The organism is Williamsia sp. (assembly GCF_016462415.1).
In the GTDB taxonomy this organism is placed as follows: domain Bacteria; phylum Actinomycetota; class Actinomycetes; order Mycobacteriales; family Mycobacteriaceae; genus Williamsia_A.
Genome location: NZ_JAEMTF010000042.1, coordinates 3,311 through 19,754, shown reverse-complemented (window position 1 = coordinate 19,754; position 16,444 = coordinate 3,311). Strand labels below are relative to the sequence as shown.

Here is a 16,444-nt window from a genome sequence, read left to right as displayed (position 1 = left end):
ATCGTGGCGACATGGCAGTCAGTGGAAGCAGCAGCATCGACATCGCGGCACCGATCGCGAACATCCTGGACGCGATCGCGGATCTCGAGAACTATCCGTCGTGGTCCCCCATCCACAAGGAGGTCGAGGTACTCGAACGCGACGACAGTGGACGCCCCACGAAGGCGCGCATGTCCGCGTCCTTGATGGGCATCGCCGACGAGCAGGTACTCACCTATGACTGGAACGACACCGGGGTCACGTGGGACCTGGTCGAGAGCACGCAGCAGAAGGCGCAACACGCGGAATACCGGCTCACCGAGACCGAGAACGGGACGCACGTCGATTTCGAGATGAGTCTCGACCCGAAGATCCCGGTCCCGGGCTTCCTTCTCAAGAAGGGCAAGAAGACCATCATCGAGATGGCGACCACCGGCCTGAAGGATCAGGTGAAGTAGCCGCACCCACCACGAAGAACCCGCCCCGGAGACGTTCCGGGGCGGGTTCTTCGTTTCGTGCGGGACCGGCTGATCAGCCGACAGCGGCCACGACTTCCTTGGGCTCCACCGTCTTCGGTGCGTCCGGGGTCGCCGAGGACGTTGCCTGCGGAACCGGCACGGTGGTCGTGGTCGGCCGGGTCGAGGTCGGCACCGTCGACATCGTCGGCTGCGATGTCGCCGGCGAGGTTCCCGGTGACGCCGTCTCCGGAGTCGACGCAGGGGTGGTCGTCTCGGGGACGGTGGACGACGGGGCCTCGGTCGACGGAACAGCCGCCGACGTCTCCGGATCCGTGGACTGCGGCACCGTCGAGTCGGGAACGGTGGACGCGGGGACCGTCGATTCCGGCACCGTGGTCTCCGGCGTGGACGGAACCGCCTCGGTGGACGGGGCGGAGTCGGTCTGGGCCTTGGACGCCGACGAGTCGGCCGCGGTGCCATCTGTCGCCGAGTCGGTGACCGTCGTGCCCTTGTCGTCGGCCATGACGCCGTCGATCACCGCGACGGCCTTGGCGGCCGTCTCCGGGGTGGCCTCCGGGACCACCGGTGCCGTGCCGCCGAATGCGCCGTTGAGCGCCGCGATGATCGCGTTGAGGATGGCCTGCACGAACTGCTGGAACACCTGACTGAGCAGCTGCCCCAGGGCCTCTCCCGGATCGGTGGCGGGCGGCGGCGGCGGCGTGTGGGCGGCGATGAAGTCCTTGATGACCTGGGCTGCCAGCTTCTGCGTCCAGTCGTCGCGGAAGACGCCGAACGTGCTCTCGGGGTCGTTGACGTCAGCGGAGTTCCGGTCGACGAGCGTGTACAGGAACGCCGGACCCGCGAACGGGAGCGAACTCCACTTGTTCAGGAAGTCCTTGATGTAGTCCGCCTGGTTCTGTTCACCGACCACAGACGTCGGCAGGCCGTACTCCGAACCCCAGATCAGTTTGGACGCATCGCCGTTGGCGACCATCAGCTGGTAGATCGAGGTGACCTGGTTCAACGGCGAATCGAGCAGCGGACCGCCCTGCGAGAACGGGGTCGTGTACTGGTACGGGTGAAAAGACAGGGCGTCGAAGTAGCCCGCCGCACCGGATGCGTACATCTGCTCGACGAATGCGACCGGATTGAGGGTGAGGTTGCCCCAGGTGACCACCGAACCGAGCACGCCTCCGATGACCGTCGCCTGCGGGTCGGCAGCCTTGATCGCCCCGTACGCCGCCTTCAGCAGGCTCGTGTACGCGGCCGGATCCGGGATGGGCGCGAACGCGAATCCGGCGTTCGGCTCGTTCCAGACCTCGTACGCCGACACCTTTCCGGCGTACCGAGAGGCGAGTGTGCTCATGAAGTTGCCGTAGTCGAGCGGGTTCGACGGCGGCTGGTACGGGGACGTGAACGGCTGCTTCGCCCAGGCCGGGGTCGTGGTCACGACCCCCATGACGCCCATTCCGCGTGCGGTCGCCGCGTTGACCATGTTGTCGATGGCCGTCCAGTCGTAGGAGCCGTCAGCGGTCTCGACCAACGCCCAGGGCACGACGATCCGGAGGTCTTTCACCCCCAGCGACTGCATCTGGTCCAGGGATTTCGCCAGTGCCGCCGGATCCATGGCCTTCAGATACAGATCACTGTCGGAGATTCCGACCGTGTCATTCGCCTGGGAAATGGTCGCGGTGTTGATGATTTCGTAAGCGGGTCGTTGCTTCGGCAGAAAGACCTCCGAGGCGACGGCGAGGAAAATCGCGAGCGCCACGAACCCACCGAACAACTGGGTGAGGGCAATCCGCGTCGGGTGGGGAAACCGGTGCCGCACGAGACATCTCCGTTCAGTAGCCCCCCGCTGACGCTAAGTAGATCACCCGGATCGAGTTTTTGCTAAGTGAAAAGTGAGAAAAGTTTTTGGATTCGATAACTAGCGTTCGCCGACGCTTCCGGTCGGTCGACAGAATCACGGGAATTCGTTCCAGGATGTAACGGAATGCGATGCAGGTGAATTGTCACCGTCCGCGATCGAGATAATTTCACCTGTGATGAAATATCGCTATTCGTACAACAAAACGAATAGCCCATCACGCTTTCGTCGTTGCCATTCAACGCATTCCCACACAATCGGGCACGGCCCGCCGGTCCCGGCGTCCTCGACCGCTCAGTGATCCGACTCCATCTTTGTGAGCCGCCACAAAGAGCCCGTTCGACTTCGCGCGCACGTGAGCCGTGTCATAGGCTCGACGAGTTGTCGGCACAGTTGCCGGATATCCGGGGGGAAAGATGGGGAACGAACCAACATGAAAACGACGGTGAAATCGCTTCTGCGTGCCATCGGTGCGGGGGCGGCCATCGCGGCGGTCGTCGCAACCGGCACCACCACGGTCGCCAACGCCGCCCCCGAGGTGAGCACGGCGACACAGTCACCCGCCGACGTCAGTTTCTACACCCCGCCGAGCCCGCTTCCGGCCGGCAACCCCGGCGACCTCATCCGGGTGCAGAACTTCCGCACCATCATCGGCGCCCCCAGCGGCAACGGTCGGATCCCGGCCAAGGCGTCGCGCATCCTGTACCGCTCGGTCGACGCCAACGGTGCCCCGATCGCCGTCTCCGGCTACGTCCTGCAGTCGCCCAAGCCGTGGAACGGCCCGGGCCCCCGGCCCGTCGTCGCCTACGCGCCCGGCGCGCACGGACAGGGCGACCAGTGCGCCCCGTCACGACTGCTGCAGTCCGGCGCGACCATCGTCCCCGGTGGACCGATGGCCGAGATCGAGTCGGTCATCACCTTCAACCTGCTGGCCAAGGGCTACACCGTGGTCAGCACCGATTTCGTCGGCCTGGGCACGCCCGGGCTCCACACCTTCGGCGTCCGCCTCGACATGGCGCACGCCGTGCTCGATTCGGCCCGCGCCGTCCGCCAGATGACCGACGTCGTCTCCCCTGACGCCAAGGTCGCGATCGCCGGCTACTCCGAGGGCGGTGGCGCCGCGGCAGCCGCGGCCGAGGTCGCCTCGACCTACGCACCCGACCTGCCGCTCGTCGGCGTCTACGCCGGTGGCACACCGACCGACCTCCGCAAGCTGATGGCCTACCTCGACGGCAACCGCCTCAGCGCCGCACTGGCGTACGCGGTCAACGGTCTCGAGGAGCGCTATCCGGAGTTCAAGGCGGGCTTCGACCCGTTGCTCAACGCGACCGGCAAGTCGGTCAACGCCGGTGTCGCACGGGAGTGCATCGTCGCCACATCCTTCCGCGGGCGTCCGCAGACCAAGACGTGGACGAAGTCGGGCAAGAGCTACAACCAGGTCCTCGCCGAGCGCCCGGATCTGGCGAAGTTCGTCGACGAGCAGAACGTCGGCGGCATCAAGCCCGAGGTGCCGGTCTTCCTCTCGGCCAACCCCGACGACCCGACCGTGCCCCCGACCCAGACGCGCGAGCTGTACTCCAAGTGGTGCGCACTCAAGCCCGAGTCGGTGCAGTTCGGCGAGTACCCGTTCCCGGTGCGACTGATCGGCGCGTCGCCGATCGGCCACATCGCCGGCGGTATCACCGGATTCGAGAAGGCCTTCGACTGGTTGCAGGCCCGCTTCGAGGGCAAGGCTCCCGTGGTCGGTTGCCAGCGGAGCTGACCGCCTGCCCTAGATGAAGTCCCGGTCACGGCCGGACGTCAGATCACCGCACTCGACGGTGACGACGTCCGGCCGTTGATCTGTGTAGGCCCCGGCGCCCCGGTCGCCGGTGATCGTCGTGAGCACCCCGGCGAGATGGTCGGCGCCGAGGTACACCGGATGCCCCGGGCGTCCGCCGAAGACCGCACGGACCAGGGCCTCGCGTCGGGCCCCCGCGGCGTCGAGGACGCGACGCACGACGGCTGCGCTCGTATCGGGCACGTCAACAACAAGTAACGCCACACCGGCGCAGTCGGCTCGTATCGCCTCGATCAGCCCCGACCGCACCGACTCCGAGAGCCCGTCGGCCCAGCGCGGTACGACCACCGCGCGTGCGGGTACGGGAACGTCGACGAGGGCGGCACCGAGGGTGACGACGACCTCGTCACAGCCGCCGTCAGCCAGGGCAACGACCGCGGCACGAAGCCAATCACCCTGCTCGGCAAGCACCTTGGGCATGCCATACCGGGTGCCGGCGCCCGCGGCGAGTACCACCCCGACGACCTTCCCGGCGCCGAGCGGCCCCGCGGCCGCCTCCGACGGTGAGGTCCGCGGCTGCGAACCGTCCGGCGCCGGGCGCCCGTCCGCGGGACGCTCGTCACCGGTTAACACGGCCATGTCGTCCACGCGATATATCTTGCTGCCCAGGTCGCGGTCGGTGCACATCCGGTTCATCCTTTTCCGCAGGGGACGTCACCGACCGAACGGAGGGGCCGCATGAACACGCCCGCGGCATTGAAGAACTTGGGAACGAGAAAGACGGGCAAGGTTCACCCGGTCGACCAGGTGCCCCCGACGGGCAAGCTGCTCACCCTCGGTCTGCAACACGTCATCGCGTTCTACGCCGGCGCGGTCCTCGTGCCGCTGCTGATCGCCAACGCCATCGACCTCGACTCCGAGGCGTTGACGATGCTCATCACCGCGGACCTGTTCACCTGCGGCATCGCGTCGCTGCTGCAGTCCGTCGGCATCTGGAAGATCGGTGTGCGGCTGCCACTGCTGCAGGGCATCACCTTCGCCACGCTGGCGCCGGTCATCAAGATCGCCAACGACAACGGCGGCGGCCGGGTCGGGCTGCTGACCGTCTACGGCGCGGTCATCGCCGCGGGTGTCTTCACGTTCCTCATCGCGCCGTTCTTCGCGCGTCTCATCCGCTTCTTCCCCGCGGTGGTGACCGGCACGTTGATCACCATCATCGGTATCTGCCTGCTGCCGGTCGGGGCCGGCGACGCCACCCGCGACCCGGCCTCGCACAACCCCGACCCCGGTAACGGCCGGTGGCTGCTCTACGCCATCGGGACCATCGTGCTGATCGTGTTGATGCAGCGTTTCTTCCGCGGGTTCTGGGCGACGATCTCGATCCTGCTGGGCCTCGGCGTGGGGACGATCGTCGCCTGGATCGTCGGGGACACGAACTTCGACAAGGTCGGCGAGGCGAGCTGGGTCGGTTTCACCAACCCGTTCGCGTTCGGCTGGCCCCGGTTCGACGTGATCGCCATCGTCTCGCTGATCGTGGTGCTGCTCGTCGTCGCCGTGGAGTCGACCGGCTCGGTCTTCGCCACCGGTGAGATCGTCGGCAAGCGCATCAAGAAGGAGGACATCGCCGCGACGGTCCGCGCCGACGGCCTCGCCACCATCATCGGCGGCATCTTCAACTCGTTCCCCTACACCGCGTTCTCGGAGAACGTCGGCCTCGTCCGCCTGACCGGCGTCAAGAGCCGCTGGGTCGTCGCCGCGGCGGGCGGCATCATGATCGTGCTCGGCCTGCTCCCGAAGACAGCGAAGATCGTCGAATCGATCCCGTCCCCGGTCCTCGGTGGCGCCGCGCTGATCATGTTCGCGACCGTGGCCATCGTCGGCATCCAGACGCTGACCACCGTCGACTTCACCGATCACCGCAACCTGATCATCGCGAGCACCTCGCTGGCCATGGGCCTCTACGTGCAGTTCTCGCAGGCGGCCGCACCGGCGACGGTGCTGGAGAACGGCGTCGAGGTGAACGTGCCCGCGCTGCCCGGAGTCGACGAGGCGGTCCCTGGGCTCCTGCAGATCCCGTTCAGCACCGGCATCACGATGGGCGCGATCACCGCGATCCTGCTCAACCTGCTGTTCTTCCACACCGGCAGTCGCGGTCCCGCCGTGGCCGGACGTGGATCGATCCGGCTCGCCGAGGTCAACGAGATGAGCATCGACACGTTCCGCGAGACGTTCGGCGGCCTGGTCCAGGGTGCACAGTGGGTCGTCGACCGGGCCTACGAGCAGCGCCCGTTCGAGACCGCACACGACTTGCGGGCGTCGTTCCAGGAGGCCATGCTCACCGGCAGCGACTCCGAACAACTCGAGCTGATCAACTCGTTCCCCGACCTGGGTGCCGAGGACGAGACCGGAGACCCGATCGCCGTCGACCACACCGGGCTGTCGCACCTCGAGGAGGACGAGCACGAGAACGTGGTGTCGCTGGCGTCGGCCTATCGGGAGCACTTCGGCTTCCCGCTGGTGATCTTCGCCCGCGAGGCCGAGCGGTACGAGCGGGTCCTGCGCAACGGATGGAGTCGGATGGACAACTCACCGACCAGTGAGCGCGCGTTCGCCCTCATCGAGATCGCGAAGATCGCCAACCGCCGCTTCGACGATCTCGTCGCCGACGCCAATCCCATTGCCACCGCGCGGTTCAGCCGATTCGACGAATTGGTCCGCTGACGATGCGGCGTCCGAACTGGCGCGGGATCGACAGCTTCAACGAACTGACCGAACGCCAGGCCGTGCACTCGCTGTTCGAGTGCTGCTCGTCGCGGATCTGGGCGGTGCGGGTGGCGGCGGCGCGTCCCTTCACCGACGCCGAGAGTCTCTACGACCGCGCCGATCTCATCCTCGCCGAGCTCACCGACGCCGATCTCGACGAGGCGCTCGACGGGCATCCACGGATCGGGGAACGGTCGTCGAGTGCGGCCTCGACCCGGGAGCAGTCCGGGGTCAGCGGGGCCGACGAACTCGTCCTGGCGGAGCTCGCGAAATACAACGCCGAGTACGAGGACAAGTTCGGGCACGTCTACCTGGTGTTCGCCAACGGACGCCCCGCCGAGGTGCTGCTGGACATACTCAAGGAGCGGCTCGACAACGACGCCGCGACCGAACGACGAGTCCTGCGAATGGAACTGGGTAAGATCAACCGCAGCCGGCTCGAGCGGATGCTCGGTCCGGCGGCGCAGTACTACGATGATCCCGGACAGACGGAGGAGCCCGGATGAGTCGAGCGGGATGAGCCACTTGAGCACGCACGTGCTCGATGCGGTGCACGGCACCCCGGCGCACGGGATCGCGGTCCAGCTCGCGGACGTCGACGGCACACCGATCGCCTCCGGCGCAACCGATTCCGACGGGCGCATCGCCGACGTCGCGGGCGAACTGGCCGCCGGAACCTACCGGATCCGTTTCGACACCGGCGCATGGTTCGCCGAGAACGACGTCGAGGGTTTCTACCCGGAGATCACCATCTGCTTCGCCATCACCGACCCGACCCGACACCACCACGTCCCGGTCCTGCTGAGCCCGTTCGCCTATTCCACCTACCGCGGTAGCTGACCGAACACGAGAGGAAGCCGCACATGGGGATCACCCTCGGCGAGAACCAATACGGCAAGGCGGAGAACCGCGTCGTGCGGATCTACCGCGACTCGCCCCGGCACGAGATCAAGGACATCAACGTCGGGACCGCTCTGCGCGGCGACTTCGCCGCGGCGCACACCGCAGGTGACCAGGGCAACGTGTTGCCCACCGACACCCAGAAGCAGACGGCCTACGCGTACGCCAAGGAGAAGGGCATCGCGACCATCGAGCAGTACGGGCTCGATCTCGCATACCACTTCGTCGACGGTTACGAGCCCGTGCACGGTGCGCGCATCGAGATCGAGGAGTACGCCTGGGAGCGTGCGGTTGTCGACGGCGCCGAGCACGACCACACCTGGGTGCGCAAGGGCCAGGAGGTCCGTACCGCCGACATCACGGTGGAGGATGTCGGTGACGACCAGCGGACCTGGGTCGTCTGCGGCCTCAAGGAGTTCACCATCCTCAAGTCGACCGGCTCGGAGTTCCACGGGTTCCCGGTCGACGAGTACACGATCCTGCAGCCGACCAACGACCGCGTCATGGCCACCTCATTGGTCGCCAAGTGGCGCTTCTCATCCACCGACATCGACTGGGACGCCGTGTACACCGACGTCAAGGCGATCATCGTCAAGGAGTTCGCGACGCTGCAGTCACTCGCACTGCAGCAGACCCTGTACGCGATCGGTTCGGCCGTGCTCGAGGCCCACGGCGAGATCGCCGAGATCCGACTCTCCGCCCCGAACAAGCATCATTTCGTCTACGACCTGTCACCCTTCGGCCTCGAGAACCCGAACGAGGTGTTCAACGCCGACGACCGGCCCTACGGTCTGATCCAAGCGAGCGTGATCCGCGACGACGCGCCGGACGCCGGGCCCGCGTGGACCATGCAGCGCGGCTGGATGGGCTGAGCCCAACCCCGCACACCCGTCGTCGGTGTGCCCTATGATCACTCCTCGACGTATGTCGCACGTGCACGAGTGATGCACGGCGACAACAATATCGGGGGGTAGGACACATTGGCCGGCTTACGTGGTGACGTGACCCAACTACTGCGCATCGCGGTTGTGACGATGACAGCAGCCGCGCTGGGGACGGTCGGTGTCGCGCAGGCCGCACCCGGGCCCGCCACCCCGACCGCCGGGGTGAGCGAGGCGTTCTATCAGCCGCCGAACCCGCTCCCCGCGGGATCACCGGGTGACCTGATCCGCACCGAGAGCTTCCCGGTCGCGATCACCGTGCCGACGGTCTGGGGCAAGGTCCCCGCCAAGGGCACCCGGTTGCTCTACCGCAGCACCGACGCGAACGGTCAGCCGGTCGCCGTCTCCGGCTACTACCTGGAGCCCACCCGCGCGTGGCCCGGTCCCGGACCGCGACCGATCATCGACTACGCCGGTGGCCTGCACGGACAGGGCGATTCGTGCGCCGCGTCGAAGATGCTGCAGTCGGGCGTCGAGTTCTTCGGGGCGGGCGGACCGCGCGCGGAGATCGAACGCCTCGCCACCTACAACATGCTCGCCAAGGGCTACGCCGTGGTGTCGTCGGACTACATCGGCGGCGGTACGCCCGGCACCCACACCTTCGCCGTGCGGGTCGACCAGGCCAACGCGGTCCTCGACGCAGGCCGGGCGGCGCTGAAGCTCCCCCAGGTCGCGCCGGGCACCAAGATCGGCATCGCCGGGTACTCCCAGGGTGGCGCCGCGGCGGCCGCGGCGGCCGAACTCGCGAAGAGCTACGCACCCGACCTCCCGCTGGTCGGCATCTACGCCGGCGGCGCCCCGACCGACCTGCGTGCTCTGCTCGACCATCTCGACGGCGGACGGCTCGGCGGGATCATCGGCTACGCGCTCAACGGCGTGTTGGCCCGCTACCCCGATGTCGACACCAAGGTGGAGCCACTGCTCAACGCCAACGGCAAGGCGACCCTGAAGCAGATATCGACCGAGTGCATCGCGGCCACCGCGGTCCGGTTCCCCAAGAGCTCCGAGTGGACGGTCTCGGGAAAGACGATCGGCCAGATCATCGACGCGACCCCGGAGTTCCAGCGCGTCATCGACGATCAGGACGTGGGGAACGCCAAGCCCAGCGTCCCGACGTTCCTGTCCGGCAACCCCGACGACCCGACGGTGCCGATCGCCGTGAGCCGTGAACTCCACCGCAAGTGGTGCGCGCAGAACCCGGCGTCGCTCAAGTACGACGAGATCCCGTTCCCGGTGCGCTTCATCGGCGGATCGCCGGTCGGACACGTCGCAGGTGGCGTCAGCGGTCTCACGCGCGCACTCGACTGGCTCAAGGATCGCTTCGCGGGCACACCGGCACCCACCGGTTGCTACAGCTGAGACGTCCGGGACCACGTCGCGGGATGGGGCGTCACGCGACGCCCCTGGACCCAGACCTCGGTGATCGCCGGTTCGCGTAATCCCATCAACAGCGCGAACAGCGTCTGCGCGGTGGCGGTCTCGGTGTCGTCGGCCCGGATGCCGTGCTCGAGGGTGCGCCCTAACGGTTCCCACTGCTGCGGATCGACGACGACGAAATCGGCGGCCTTCCCGGCGTCGAGGTTGCCGAAGGCGTCCTCGCGGTCCAGCGCCCGGGCACCCGCCAGGGTCGCGGTGAACAGCAACTCGGCCGGATGCAGCGACACCCCGGCGTCCCCGGCCTCGGACATGTGGACCTTGAAACAGTCCGCCGCGACCTGGGGGATCAGCCATTCGTCGCCCCCGCCGATGTCGGTACCCAGGGCGACCGTGACCCCCGCGGCGGTGGTCCGCCGCCACGGCATGGTCCCCGATCCGAGGAACAGCTGCGACGTCGGACAGTGCGCGATCGACGTCTCGGACTCGGCCATCCGGGCAAGTTCCGCGTCGGTGCAGTGCACCGCGTGCGCGAGGATGCTGCGCCGACCGAGCAGTGACGACCCGCCGACCTGCGAGCCGGGCCGGAACCGGCCGTCGTAGGTGTCGAGGTAGCTGTTCACGTCGTAGGCGGCGAGGGTCGCGGCGATCTCGCCGGTGCCGGGACGGTTGTTCTCGTTCAGGTGGGTGTGGAAGTACACACCGTGGCCACGCACCTCGTCGTACAGCTCGCCGAGCGCGACGAACGTGTCCGGCGTGACCGACAGCGAGAACCGCGGCACCAGGGCCACGTCGAGGAGGTCCCGACCGTGCCACCGATCGATCTCGTCGACGCAGTGCGCGATGGCGGTGTCGATGTCGGTGATCAGCGCGGCCGCCGACGCCTGGCCGGTGGTCTGGATCCCGCGGCCGGACACCATCCGCAGCCCGACGCGTTCGGTCTCGGTGAACAGCGCATCCTGCGCGGTCGGGAACGCCGACCCGAAGACCATGGCCGCGGTCGTGCCTGCGGCCACGCGCCGACGACAGAAGTCGACCGCGGCACGCTGCGCGAACGCCTCGTCGGCGTAGCGCGCCTCGGACGGGAAGATGCAGTTGTCGAGCCACTCCAGCAGCTGGCCGCCACCGTAGGAGTCGGTCGCGTAGGTCTGCGGGTAGTGGATGTGGGTGTCGACGAAGCCCGGCAGGATGAACCCGCCGCGGTGGTCGGCGACCGGCCACCGGGAGCACTCGACGGGCAGTTCGGCGTGGGATCCGGAGAACGCGATGGTCCCGTCGTCTGCGACCGCCAGCGCACCATCGGGGATCGAGATCAGATGTGTGCGTGCGTCGTCGAGCACCGGCGCACCGCCGATGTGGAACAGGTGCGCCCGATGCACCACGGGAGATCCGGAACCCATTGGGCCCATCCTGCCCGTGCGGCCGGGGATCCGCTCGACGTCATGCGTCCGTAACCGATCGAACGTAGCGTGGACGTCCATGGACGGGCAGGCGGTGACGTTGATCGAGCACGCACACGTCGTGACCGTCGATCCCGACGATCGCGAACTCGCCGACGCCACGGTGGTGATCGCCGACGGACGGATCAGTGCGGTCGGTGAGGTGGATCCGGCCGCCCACCCCGGCGCCGAGCGGATCGACGGCACCGGTTGTGTGCTGACGCCGGGCCTGGTCAACACCCACCACCATCTCTACCAGTGGATCACCCGCGGACTGGCCGCCGATCACACGCTGTTCGACTGGCTGACCACGCTGTACCCGGTGTGGGCGGGCATCGACGCCGACGGGGTGCGGGCCGCGGCGTCCGGCGGATTGTCGGTGCTGGCGCGTTCCGGTGCCACCACCACCACCGACCACCACTACGTCTTCCCCACCGACGGCGGCGATCTCCTCGGGGCCGAGATCGACGCGGCCCGATCGGTCGGACTCCGTTTCCACCCCACCCGCGGGTCGATGGACCTCGGCCGCCGCGACGGTGGCCTGCCGCCGGACTCGGTGGTCGAGAGCATCGACGACATCCTGGCGGCGAGCAGCGAGGCCGTCGACCGGTGGCACGACCCGAGCCCGGAGTCGATGCTGCGCATCGGCCTCGCGCCGTGCTCGCCGTTCTCGGTGACCGCGGATCTGCTTCGCCAGTCGGCGGCACTCGCGCGCGAACGGGGCGTCCGCCTGCACACCCACCTCGCCGAGACCGAGGACGAATCCGCCTTCTGCGCCGAGCGGTTCGGCTGCACCCCGCTGGAGTACATGAGTGATCTCGGCTGGCTCGGCGACGACGTCTGGTTCGCCCACGGCGTCCATTTCACCGACGACGCCATCGGCGTGCTCGCCCGGTCCGGAACCGGTGTGGCGCACTGCCCCACGTCGAACGCCCGGCTCGGCGCCGGCATCGCGCGCACCCGTGACCTGGTGGCGGCGGGGGTTCCCGTCGGTCTCGGCGTCGACGGCGCCGCGTCGAACGAATCGTGCCGGATGCTCGAGGAGGCGCACATGGCGGTGATGATGGCGCGGGCGGTCGGCGGTCCCACCGCGTTGACCACCCGGCAGTCGCTGCGCCTGGCCACCATGGGCGGCGCACGGGTCCTGGGTCGCCACACCGATCTCGGTTCCATCGAACCCGGGAAGCTCGCCGACCTGGTGCTGTGGGACCTGAGCACGGTGGCCCACAGCGGCATCGACGATCCGCTGGCCGCACTCGTCCTGGGCTCGCAACCCCCGATCCGGCGCTCCTGGGTCGGCGGATCGACCGTCGTCGCCGACGGGCAGGTCGTCACGGTCGACGCCGACGTCATCGCACGCGACGTCGAGACCGAACACCGTCGTCTTCTCGAGCGGGCAGGCTGAGGACACGACATGGATCTGCACGAGGTGACGTCGGTCCTGCGACCACGGGCGCGCGACGAGTTGGTCGGCCTCGACGACCACGACGGTCTGCTCGCGGGCGGGACGTCGTTGATGAGCGACCCGAACCCGTCGTTGCGGCGACTGGTCGATCTCACTGCGCTCGACTGGCCCGCTCTCGTCGTCGACGACCGCGGCCTCGAGATCGCCGCCACCTGCACCATCGAACGTCTGATCACGGCCGAGTACCCGGCGCACTGGCAGGCGGCACCGCTGTTCGAGCAGAGCGCACACACCCTGCTGGCGTCGTACAAGATCTGGCACACGGCCACCGTGGGCGGCAACATCTGCCTGGGTCTGCCTGCGGGAGCGATGATCTCGATGTGTTCGGCGCTCGACGCCGAGCTGCGGGTGTGGCACCCCGACGGCACCGACAGCACGCACAGCACCGCCGAGATCGTCACCGGGAACGCGCAGACCTCGTTGGCGACGGGTGATGTGCTGCGCTCGATCCGGTTCCCGGAAGCGGCGCTCACCCAGCGGACGGCCCTGCGCAAGGCCTCCTACGCCCATCTCGGGCGGTCCGGCGCGGTCGTCATCGCGCGCCGTACCCCGACCGGTGTCGTGGTGTCGGTGACGGCGGCGACGCGACGCCCGTACGTCATCGAGGTGGCGTCGACCGGCCCCGATGTCGTTGCTCGGCAGGTGCTCTCGGCCATCCCACCAGACGGATTCCACACCGATGCGCACGGCACCGCCCCCTGGCGGGTGTCGGTCACGGAGTATCTCGTCGGCGATGCGGTCGCGGAGGTGATGTCGTGAAGGTCAACGGGCGCTCGGTCGACGAGGACCCTCGGCCGGGTCAGTGCCTGCGCACCTACCTGCGTGAACACGGCAACGTCGAGGTCAAGAAGGGCTGCGACTCCGGCGATTGCGGTGCGTGCTCGGTGCTCGTCGACGGCCACGTGCAGCATTCGTGTCTGGTGCCCGCGTTCCGGGCGACCGACGCGGAGATCACCACGGTCGCCGGGCTCGGCACCCCCGATCACCTGCACCCGATGCAGGAGCGGTTCATCGCGTCCGCCGGCTTCCAGTGCGGGTTCTGTACCGCAGGCATGGTCCTGACCGCCTCGAGTTTCGACTCCGAACGCGTTGCCGACCTCGAGCGGTCCATCAAGGGAAATCTCTGTCGCTGCACGGGATATCGCGGTATCCGGGAGGCCATCTGCGGCACCGGCACGGCCGACGACTCTGCACGTGCACCGGCCGGAGCTCGCGTGGTCACCGGGACCGAGCGGTACACGATGGACGAGATCCCCACCGACGCCGGTCATGTGGCGATCCTCGGCAGTCCCCACGCGCACGCGGAGATCGTGTCGATCGACACCACCCGCGCGGAGGCGGCGCCGGGGGTGCGTGCCGTGCTCACCCACCGCGACGACCCGGGCATCGCCTTCTCCACGGCACGTCACCACTCACGCACCGACGACCCCGACGACAGCCGCGTGTTCGACCGACGCGTCCGCTACACCGGGCAGCGCGTGGCCGCGGTGATCGCCGACAGCCTCACCGAGGCGCACCGGGCGGTGGCGCTCATCGACGTGGAGTACACGATCCTCGACGCCGTCTTCGACCCGATCGAGGCACTGAGCGCCGACGCGCCACTCGTGCACGGCGACAAGGGCGCCGACGCCCGCATCGCCGACCCGGCCCGCAACCTGGTGGCCGAGGTACACGGGGAGGTCGGGGACGTGGCCGCCGGGGTGGCCGCGGCGGAGACAGCCGGCGCGGTGATCCGGGGGGCGTTCCAGACCGCACGCGTACAGCACGCCCACCTCGAGACCCATGGTGCGGTCGCCTGGCGTGACGACGACGGACGCTACGTCATCCGGTCCAGCACGCAGGTACCGTTCCTCGTCCGCGACGAGCTGAGCTACATCTTCGGCATCGATCGCGAGCAGGTGCGGGTCGTCGCGCCGCGGATCGGCGGCGCGTTCGGCGCCAAGCAGGAACTGATCACCGAGGACGTCGTGCTGCTCGGGGTCCTGCGGACCGGGCGCCCGGTGGTCTGGGAGTTGAGCCGCACCGACCAGTTCACGGTCGCCCCGTGTCGCCACCCGATGCGGGTGGACGTGACCGTCGCCGCCGGCGCGGACGGGATCCTGACCGCGCTCGCGGTCGACGTGGTCTCCGACGCGGGCGCCTACGGCAACCACAGTCCCGGCGTGATGTTCCACGGCTGCAACGAATCCGTCGCGCTCTACCGCTGTGCGAACAAGCGGGTGGACGCCCGCACGGCGTACACCAACAATCTCCCGTCCGGCGCGTTCCGCGGATACGGACTGGGACAGATCATCTTCGGGATCGAGAGCGCGCTCGACGACCTCGCCCGCGCGCTGGACATCGACCCGTTCGACCTCCGCCGCCGCAACGTCGTCGTCCCCGGTGACGACTTCGTCGCGTGGGAGGTCGAGGAGGGCGATCTCGACTTCGGAAGCTACGGGCTCGATCAGTGTCTGACGCTGGCACAGGACGCCCTGCGTTCGGGCGCAACGGTTCCCGAGAAGAGCGGGACGGGTGTCGACGGCGTCGACCTCACCGCCGATCCGACGTGGCGCGTCGGAGAGGGCATGGCCGCGTCGATGATCGCCACCATCCCGCCGCGCGGGCACATCGCCGACGTGCGAGTCGAACTGCGCCCCGACGGGACGTATGTGGCCTCGGTCGGCACCGCGGAGTTCGGCAACGGCACCACGACGGTGCACGCGCAACTCGCCGCCGATGCCCTGCGCACCCGTCCCACCGCCATCACCATCCGTGGTGGTGACACCGACGCGGTCGGCCACGACACCGGGGCGTTCGGATCGGCGGGCACCGTCGTCGCGGGGTCGGCCCTACAGGCTGCATGCCGCGAACTCGCCACCCGGATCATCGCCGTCGGCGCATCCGAACTCGGCGCTGATCCCGGCGACTGCACCCTGGACGGCGTCGGCGTCCACCACGGTTCTGCAACCGTCGATCTCGCGGCGATCGCGGCCGCCGCGGGCGGCATCGTCGTCGACGGCCATCACGACGGCACACCGCGGTCGGTGGCGTTCAACGTCCAGGCGTTCCGGGTGGCCGTGCACCTGCCGACGGGTCGGGTGCGGATCCTGCAGTCGATCCAGGCCGCCGACGCCGGTGTCGTGCTCAACCCGCAGCAGTGTCGGGGACAGGTCGAGGGCGGAGTGGTGCAGGCGATCGGATCGGCGCTGTACGAGGAGATGATCCTCCACGACGGCGTCGTGACCACCGACATCTTCCGGAACTATCACATCCCGCGGTTGTCGGATGCGCCTGACACCGAGGTGTACTTCGCCGACACCTACGACCGCATGGGGCCGTCCGGCGCGAAGTCGATGAGCGAGTCGCCGTACAACCCGGTGGCCCCGGCGTTGGCGAACGCCATCCGGGACGCGGTGGGCGCCAGGGTGTATCAGCTTCCGATGAACCCGGCCCGGGTCTGGGCCGCCCTCACAGCCAACCCCTGACCCGTCGA

The 16,444-nt window shown here is 68.4% G+C and carries 13 protein-coding genes; 10 read left to right on the top strand and 3 right to left on the bottom strand.

Features of this window, described 5'->3' with window-relative positions; translation table 11 throughout:
* The first annotated feature begins 11 nt into the window (after positions 1–11).
* The gene (locus JHC79_RS12125; protein WP_296391048.1) at positions 12–437 is read left to right on the top strand and encodes an SRPBCC family protein; all 426 of its coding nucleotides are present in this window, start codon (positions 12–14) and stop codon (positions 435–437) included.
* Between the two features lie 73 nt (positions 438–510).
* Here the strand turns inward: JHC79_RS12125 and JHC79_RS12120 are convergent, their stop codons facing one another.
* Entirely contained in the window at positions 511–2,208 is a 1,698-nt protein-coding gene (locus tag JHC79_RS12120; protein ID WP_296391046.1) for a cellulase family glycosylhydrolase, read from the bottom strand.
* A 544-nt stretch (positions 2,209–2,752) separates the two neighbouring features.
* Here JHC79_RS12120 and JHC79_RS12115 point away from each other — a divergent pair.
* On the top strand, positions 2,753–4,069 hold the full coding sequence (locus tag JHC79_RS12115) for a lipase family protein (RefSeq protein WP_296391044.1): 1,317 nt from the start codon (positions 2,753–2,755) through the stop codon (positions 4,067–4,069).
* A 9-nt stretch (positions 4,070–4,078) separates the two neighbouring features.
* Here the strand turns inward: JHC79_RS12115 and JHC79_RS12110 are convergent, their stop codons facing one another.
* Positions 4,079–4,726: an NTP transferase domain-containing protein gene (locus JHC79_RS12110; RefSeq protein ID WP_296391042.1), complete on the bottom strand. Its 648-nt coding sequence runs from the start codon at positions 4,724–4,726 to the stop codon at positions 4,079–4,081.
* Between the two features lie 99 nt (positions 4,727–4,825).
* On the opposite strand from JHC79_RS12110, the gene JHC79_RS12105 reads away from it, so the two are divergent.
* From JHC79_RS12105 to JHC79_RS12085, 5 genes are all read left to right on the top strand, one after another.
* Positions 4,826–6,808, top strand: coding sequence for a solute carrier family 23 protein (locus JHC79_RS12105; protein ID WP_296391040.1), 1,983 nt, complete (start codon positions 4,826–4,828; stop codon positions 6,806–6,808).
* Positions 6,809–6,810: 2 nt separating this feature from the next.
* Positions 6,811–7,356, top strand: coding sequence for a 2-oxo-4-hydroxy-4-carboxy-5-ureidoimidazoline decarboxylase (uraD, locus tag JHC79_RS12100; protein ID WP_296391038.1), 546 nt, complete (start codon positions 6,811–6,813; stop codon positions 7,354–7,356).
* Positions 7,357–7,366: 10 nt separating this feature from the next.
* Positions 7,367–7,690: a hydroxyisourate hydrolase gene (uraH, locus tag JHC79_RS12095; protein WP_296391036.1), complete on the top strand. Its 324-nt coding sequence runs from the start codon at positions 7,367–7,369 to the stop codon at positions 7,688–7,690.
* Between the two features lie 23 nt (positions 7,691–7,713).
* A complete protein-coding gene (pucL, locus tag JHC79_RS12090; RefSeq protein ID WP_296391033.1) occupies positions 7,714–8,622 on the top strand; it encodes a factor-independent urate hydroxylase in 909 nt (302 codons plus the stop codon).
* A 129-nt stretch (positions 8,623–8,751) separates the two neighbouring features.
* Complete coding sequence (locus tag JHC79_RS12085; RefSeq protein WP_296391031.1) at positions 8,752–10,050, top strand: lipase family protein; 1,299 nt, start codon at positions 8,752–8,754, stop codon at positions 10,048–10,050.
* Here JHC79_RS12085 and JHC79_RS12080 read toward each other — a convergent pair.
* The gene (locus JHC79_RS12080) at positions 10,041–11,444 is read right to left on the bottom strand and encodes a guanine deaminase (RefSeq protein WP_296391085.1); all 1,404 of its coding nucleotides are present in this window, start codon (positions 11,442–11,444) and stop codon (positions 10,041–10,043) included. The genes JHC79_RS12085 and JHC79_RS12080 overlap by 10 nt on opposite strands.
* A 121-nt stretch (positions 11,445–11,565) precedes the next feature.
* Here JHC79_RS12080 and JHC79_RS12075 point away from each other — a divergent pair, with 121 nt between their 5' ends.
* The 3 genes from JHC79_RS12075 to JHC79_RS12065 are packed head-to-tail and all read left to right on the top strand — an operon-like array spanning position 11,566 to position 16,436.
* Positions 11,566–12,909, top strand: coding sequence for an 8-oxoguanine deaminase (locus JHC79_RS12075; protein ID WP_296391083.1), 1,344 nt, complete (start codon positions 11,566–11,568; stop codon positions 12,907–12,909).
* A gap of 9 nt (positions 12,910–12,918) precedes the next feature.
* Positions 12,919–13,728, top strand: coding sequence for an FAD binding domain-containing protein (locus JHC79_RS12070; protein WP_296391029.1), 810 nt, complete (start codon positions 12,919–12,921; stop codon positions 13,726–13,728).
* Positions 13,725–16,436, top strand: a complete 2,712-nt coding sequence (locus JHC79_RS12065) for a molybdopterin cofactor-binding domain-containing protein (RefSeq protein WP_296391027.1) — start codon at positions 13,725–13,727, stop codon at positions 16,434–16,436. Before JHC79_RS12070 ends, JHC79_RS12065 begins: the two co-directional genes overlap by 4 nt.
* Positions 16,437–16,444: the final 8 nt, after the last annotated feature.

Coding starts and splice junctions, on each gene's coding strand:
- JHC79_RS12125 (WP_296391048.1), top strand. CDS start 12: ATGGCAGTCAGTGGAAGCAGCAGCATCGACATCGCGGCACCGATCGCG.
- JHC79_RS12110 (WP_296391042.1), bottom strand. CDS start 4,726: ATGGCCGTGTTAACCGGTGACGAGCGTCCCGCGGACGGGCGCCCGGCG.
- JHC79_RS12105 (WP_296391040.1), top strand. CDS start 4,826: ATGAACACGCCCGCGGCATTGAAGAACTTGGGAACGAGAAAGACGGGC.
- uraD (WP_296391038.1), top strand. CDS start 6,811: ATGCGGCGTCCGAACTGGCGCGGGATCGACAGCTTCAACGAACTGACC.
- uraH (WP_296391036.1), top strand. CDS start 7,367: ATGAGCCACTTGAGCACGCACGTGCTCGATGCGGTGCACGGCACCCCG.
- pucL (WP_296391033.1), top strand. CDS start 7,714: ATGGGGATCACCCTCGGCGAGAACCAATACGGCAAGGCGGAGAACCGC.
- JHC79_RS12070 (WP_296391029.1), top strand. CDS start 12,919: ATGGATCTGCACGAGGTGACGTCGGTCCTGCGACCACGGGCGCGCGAC.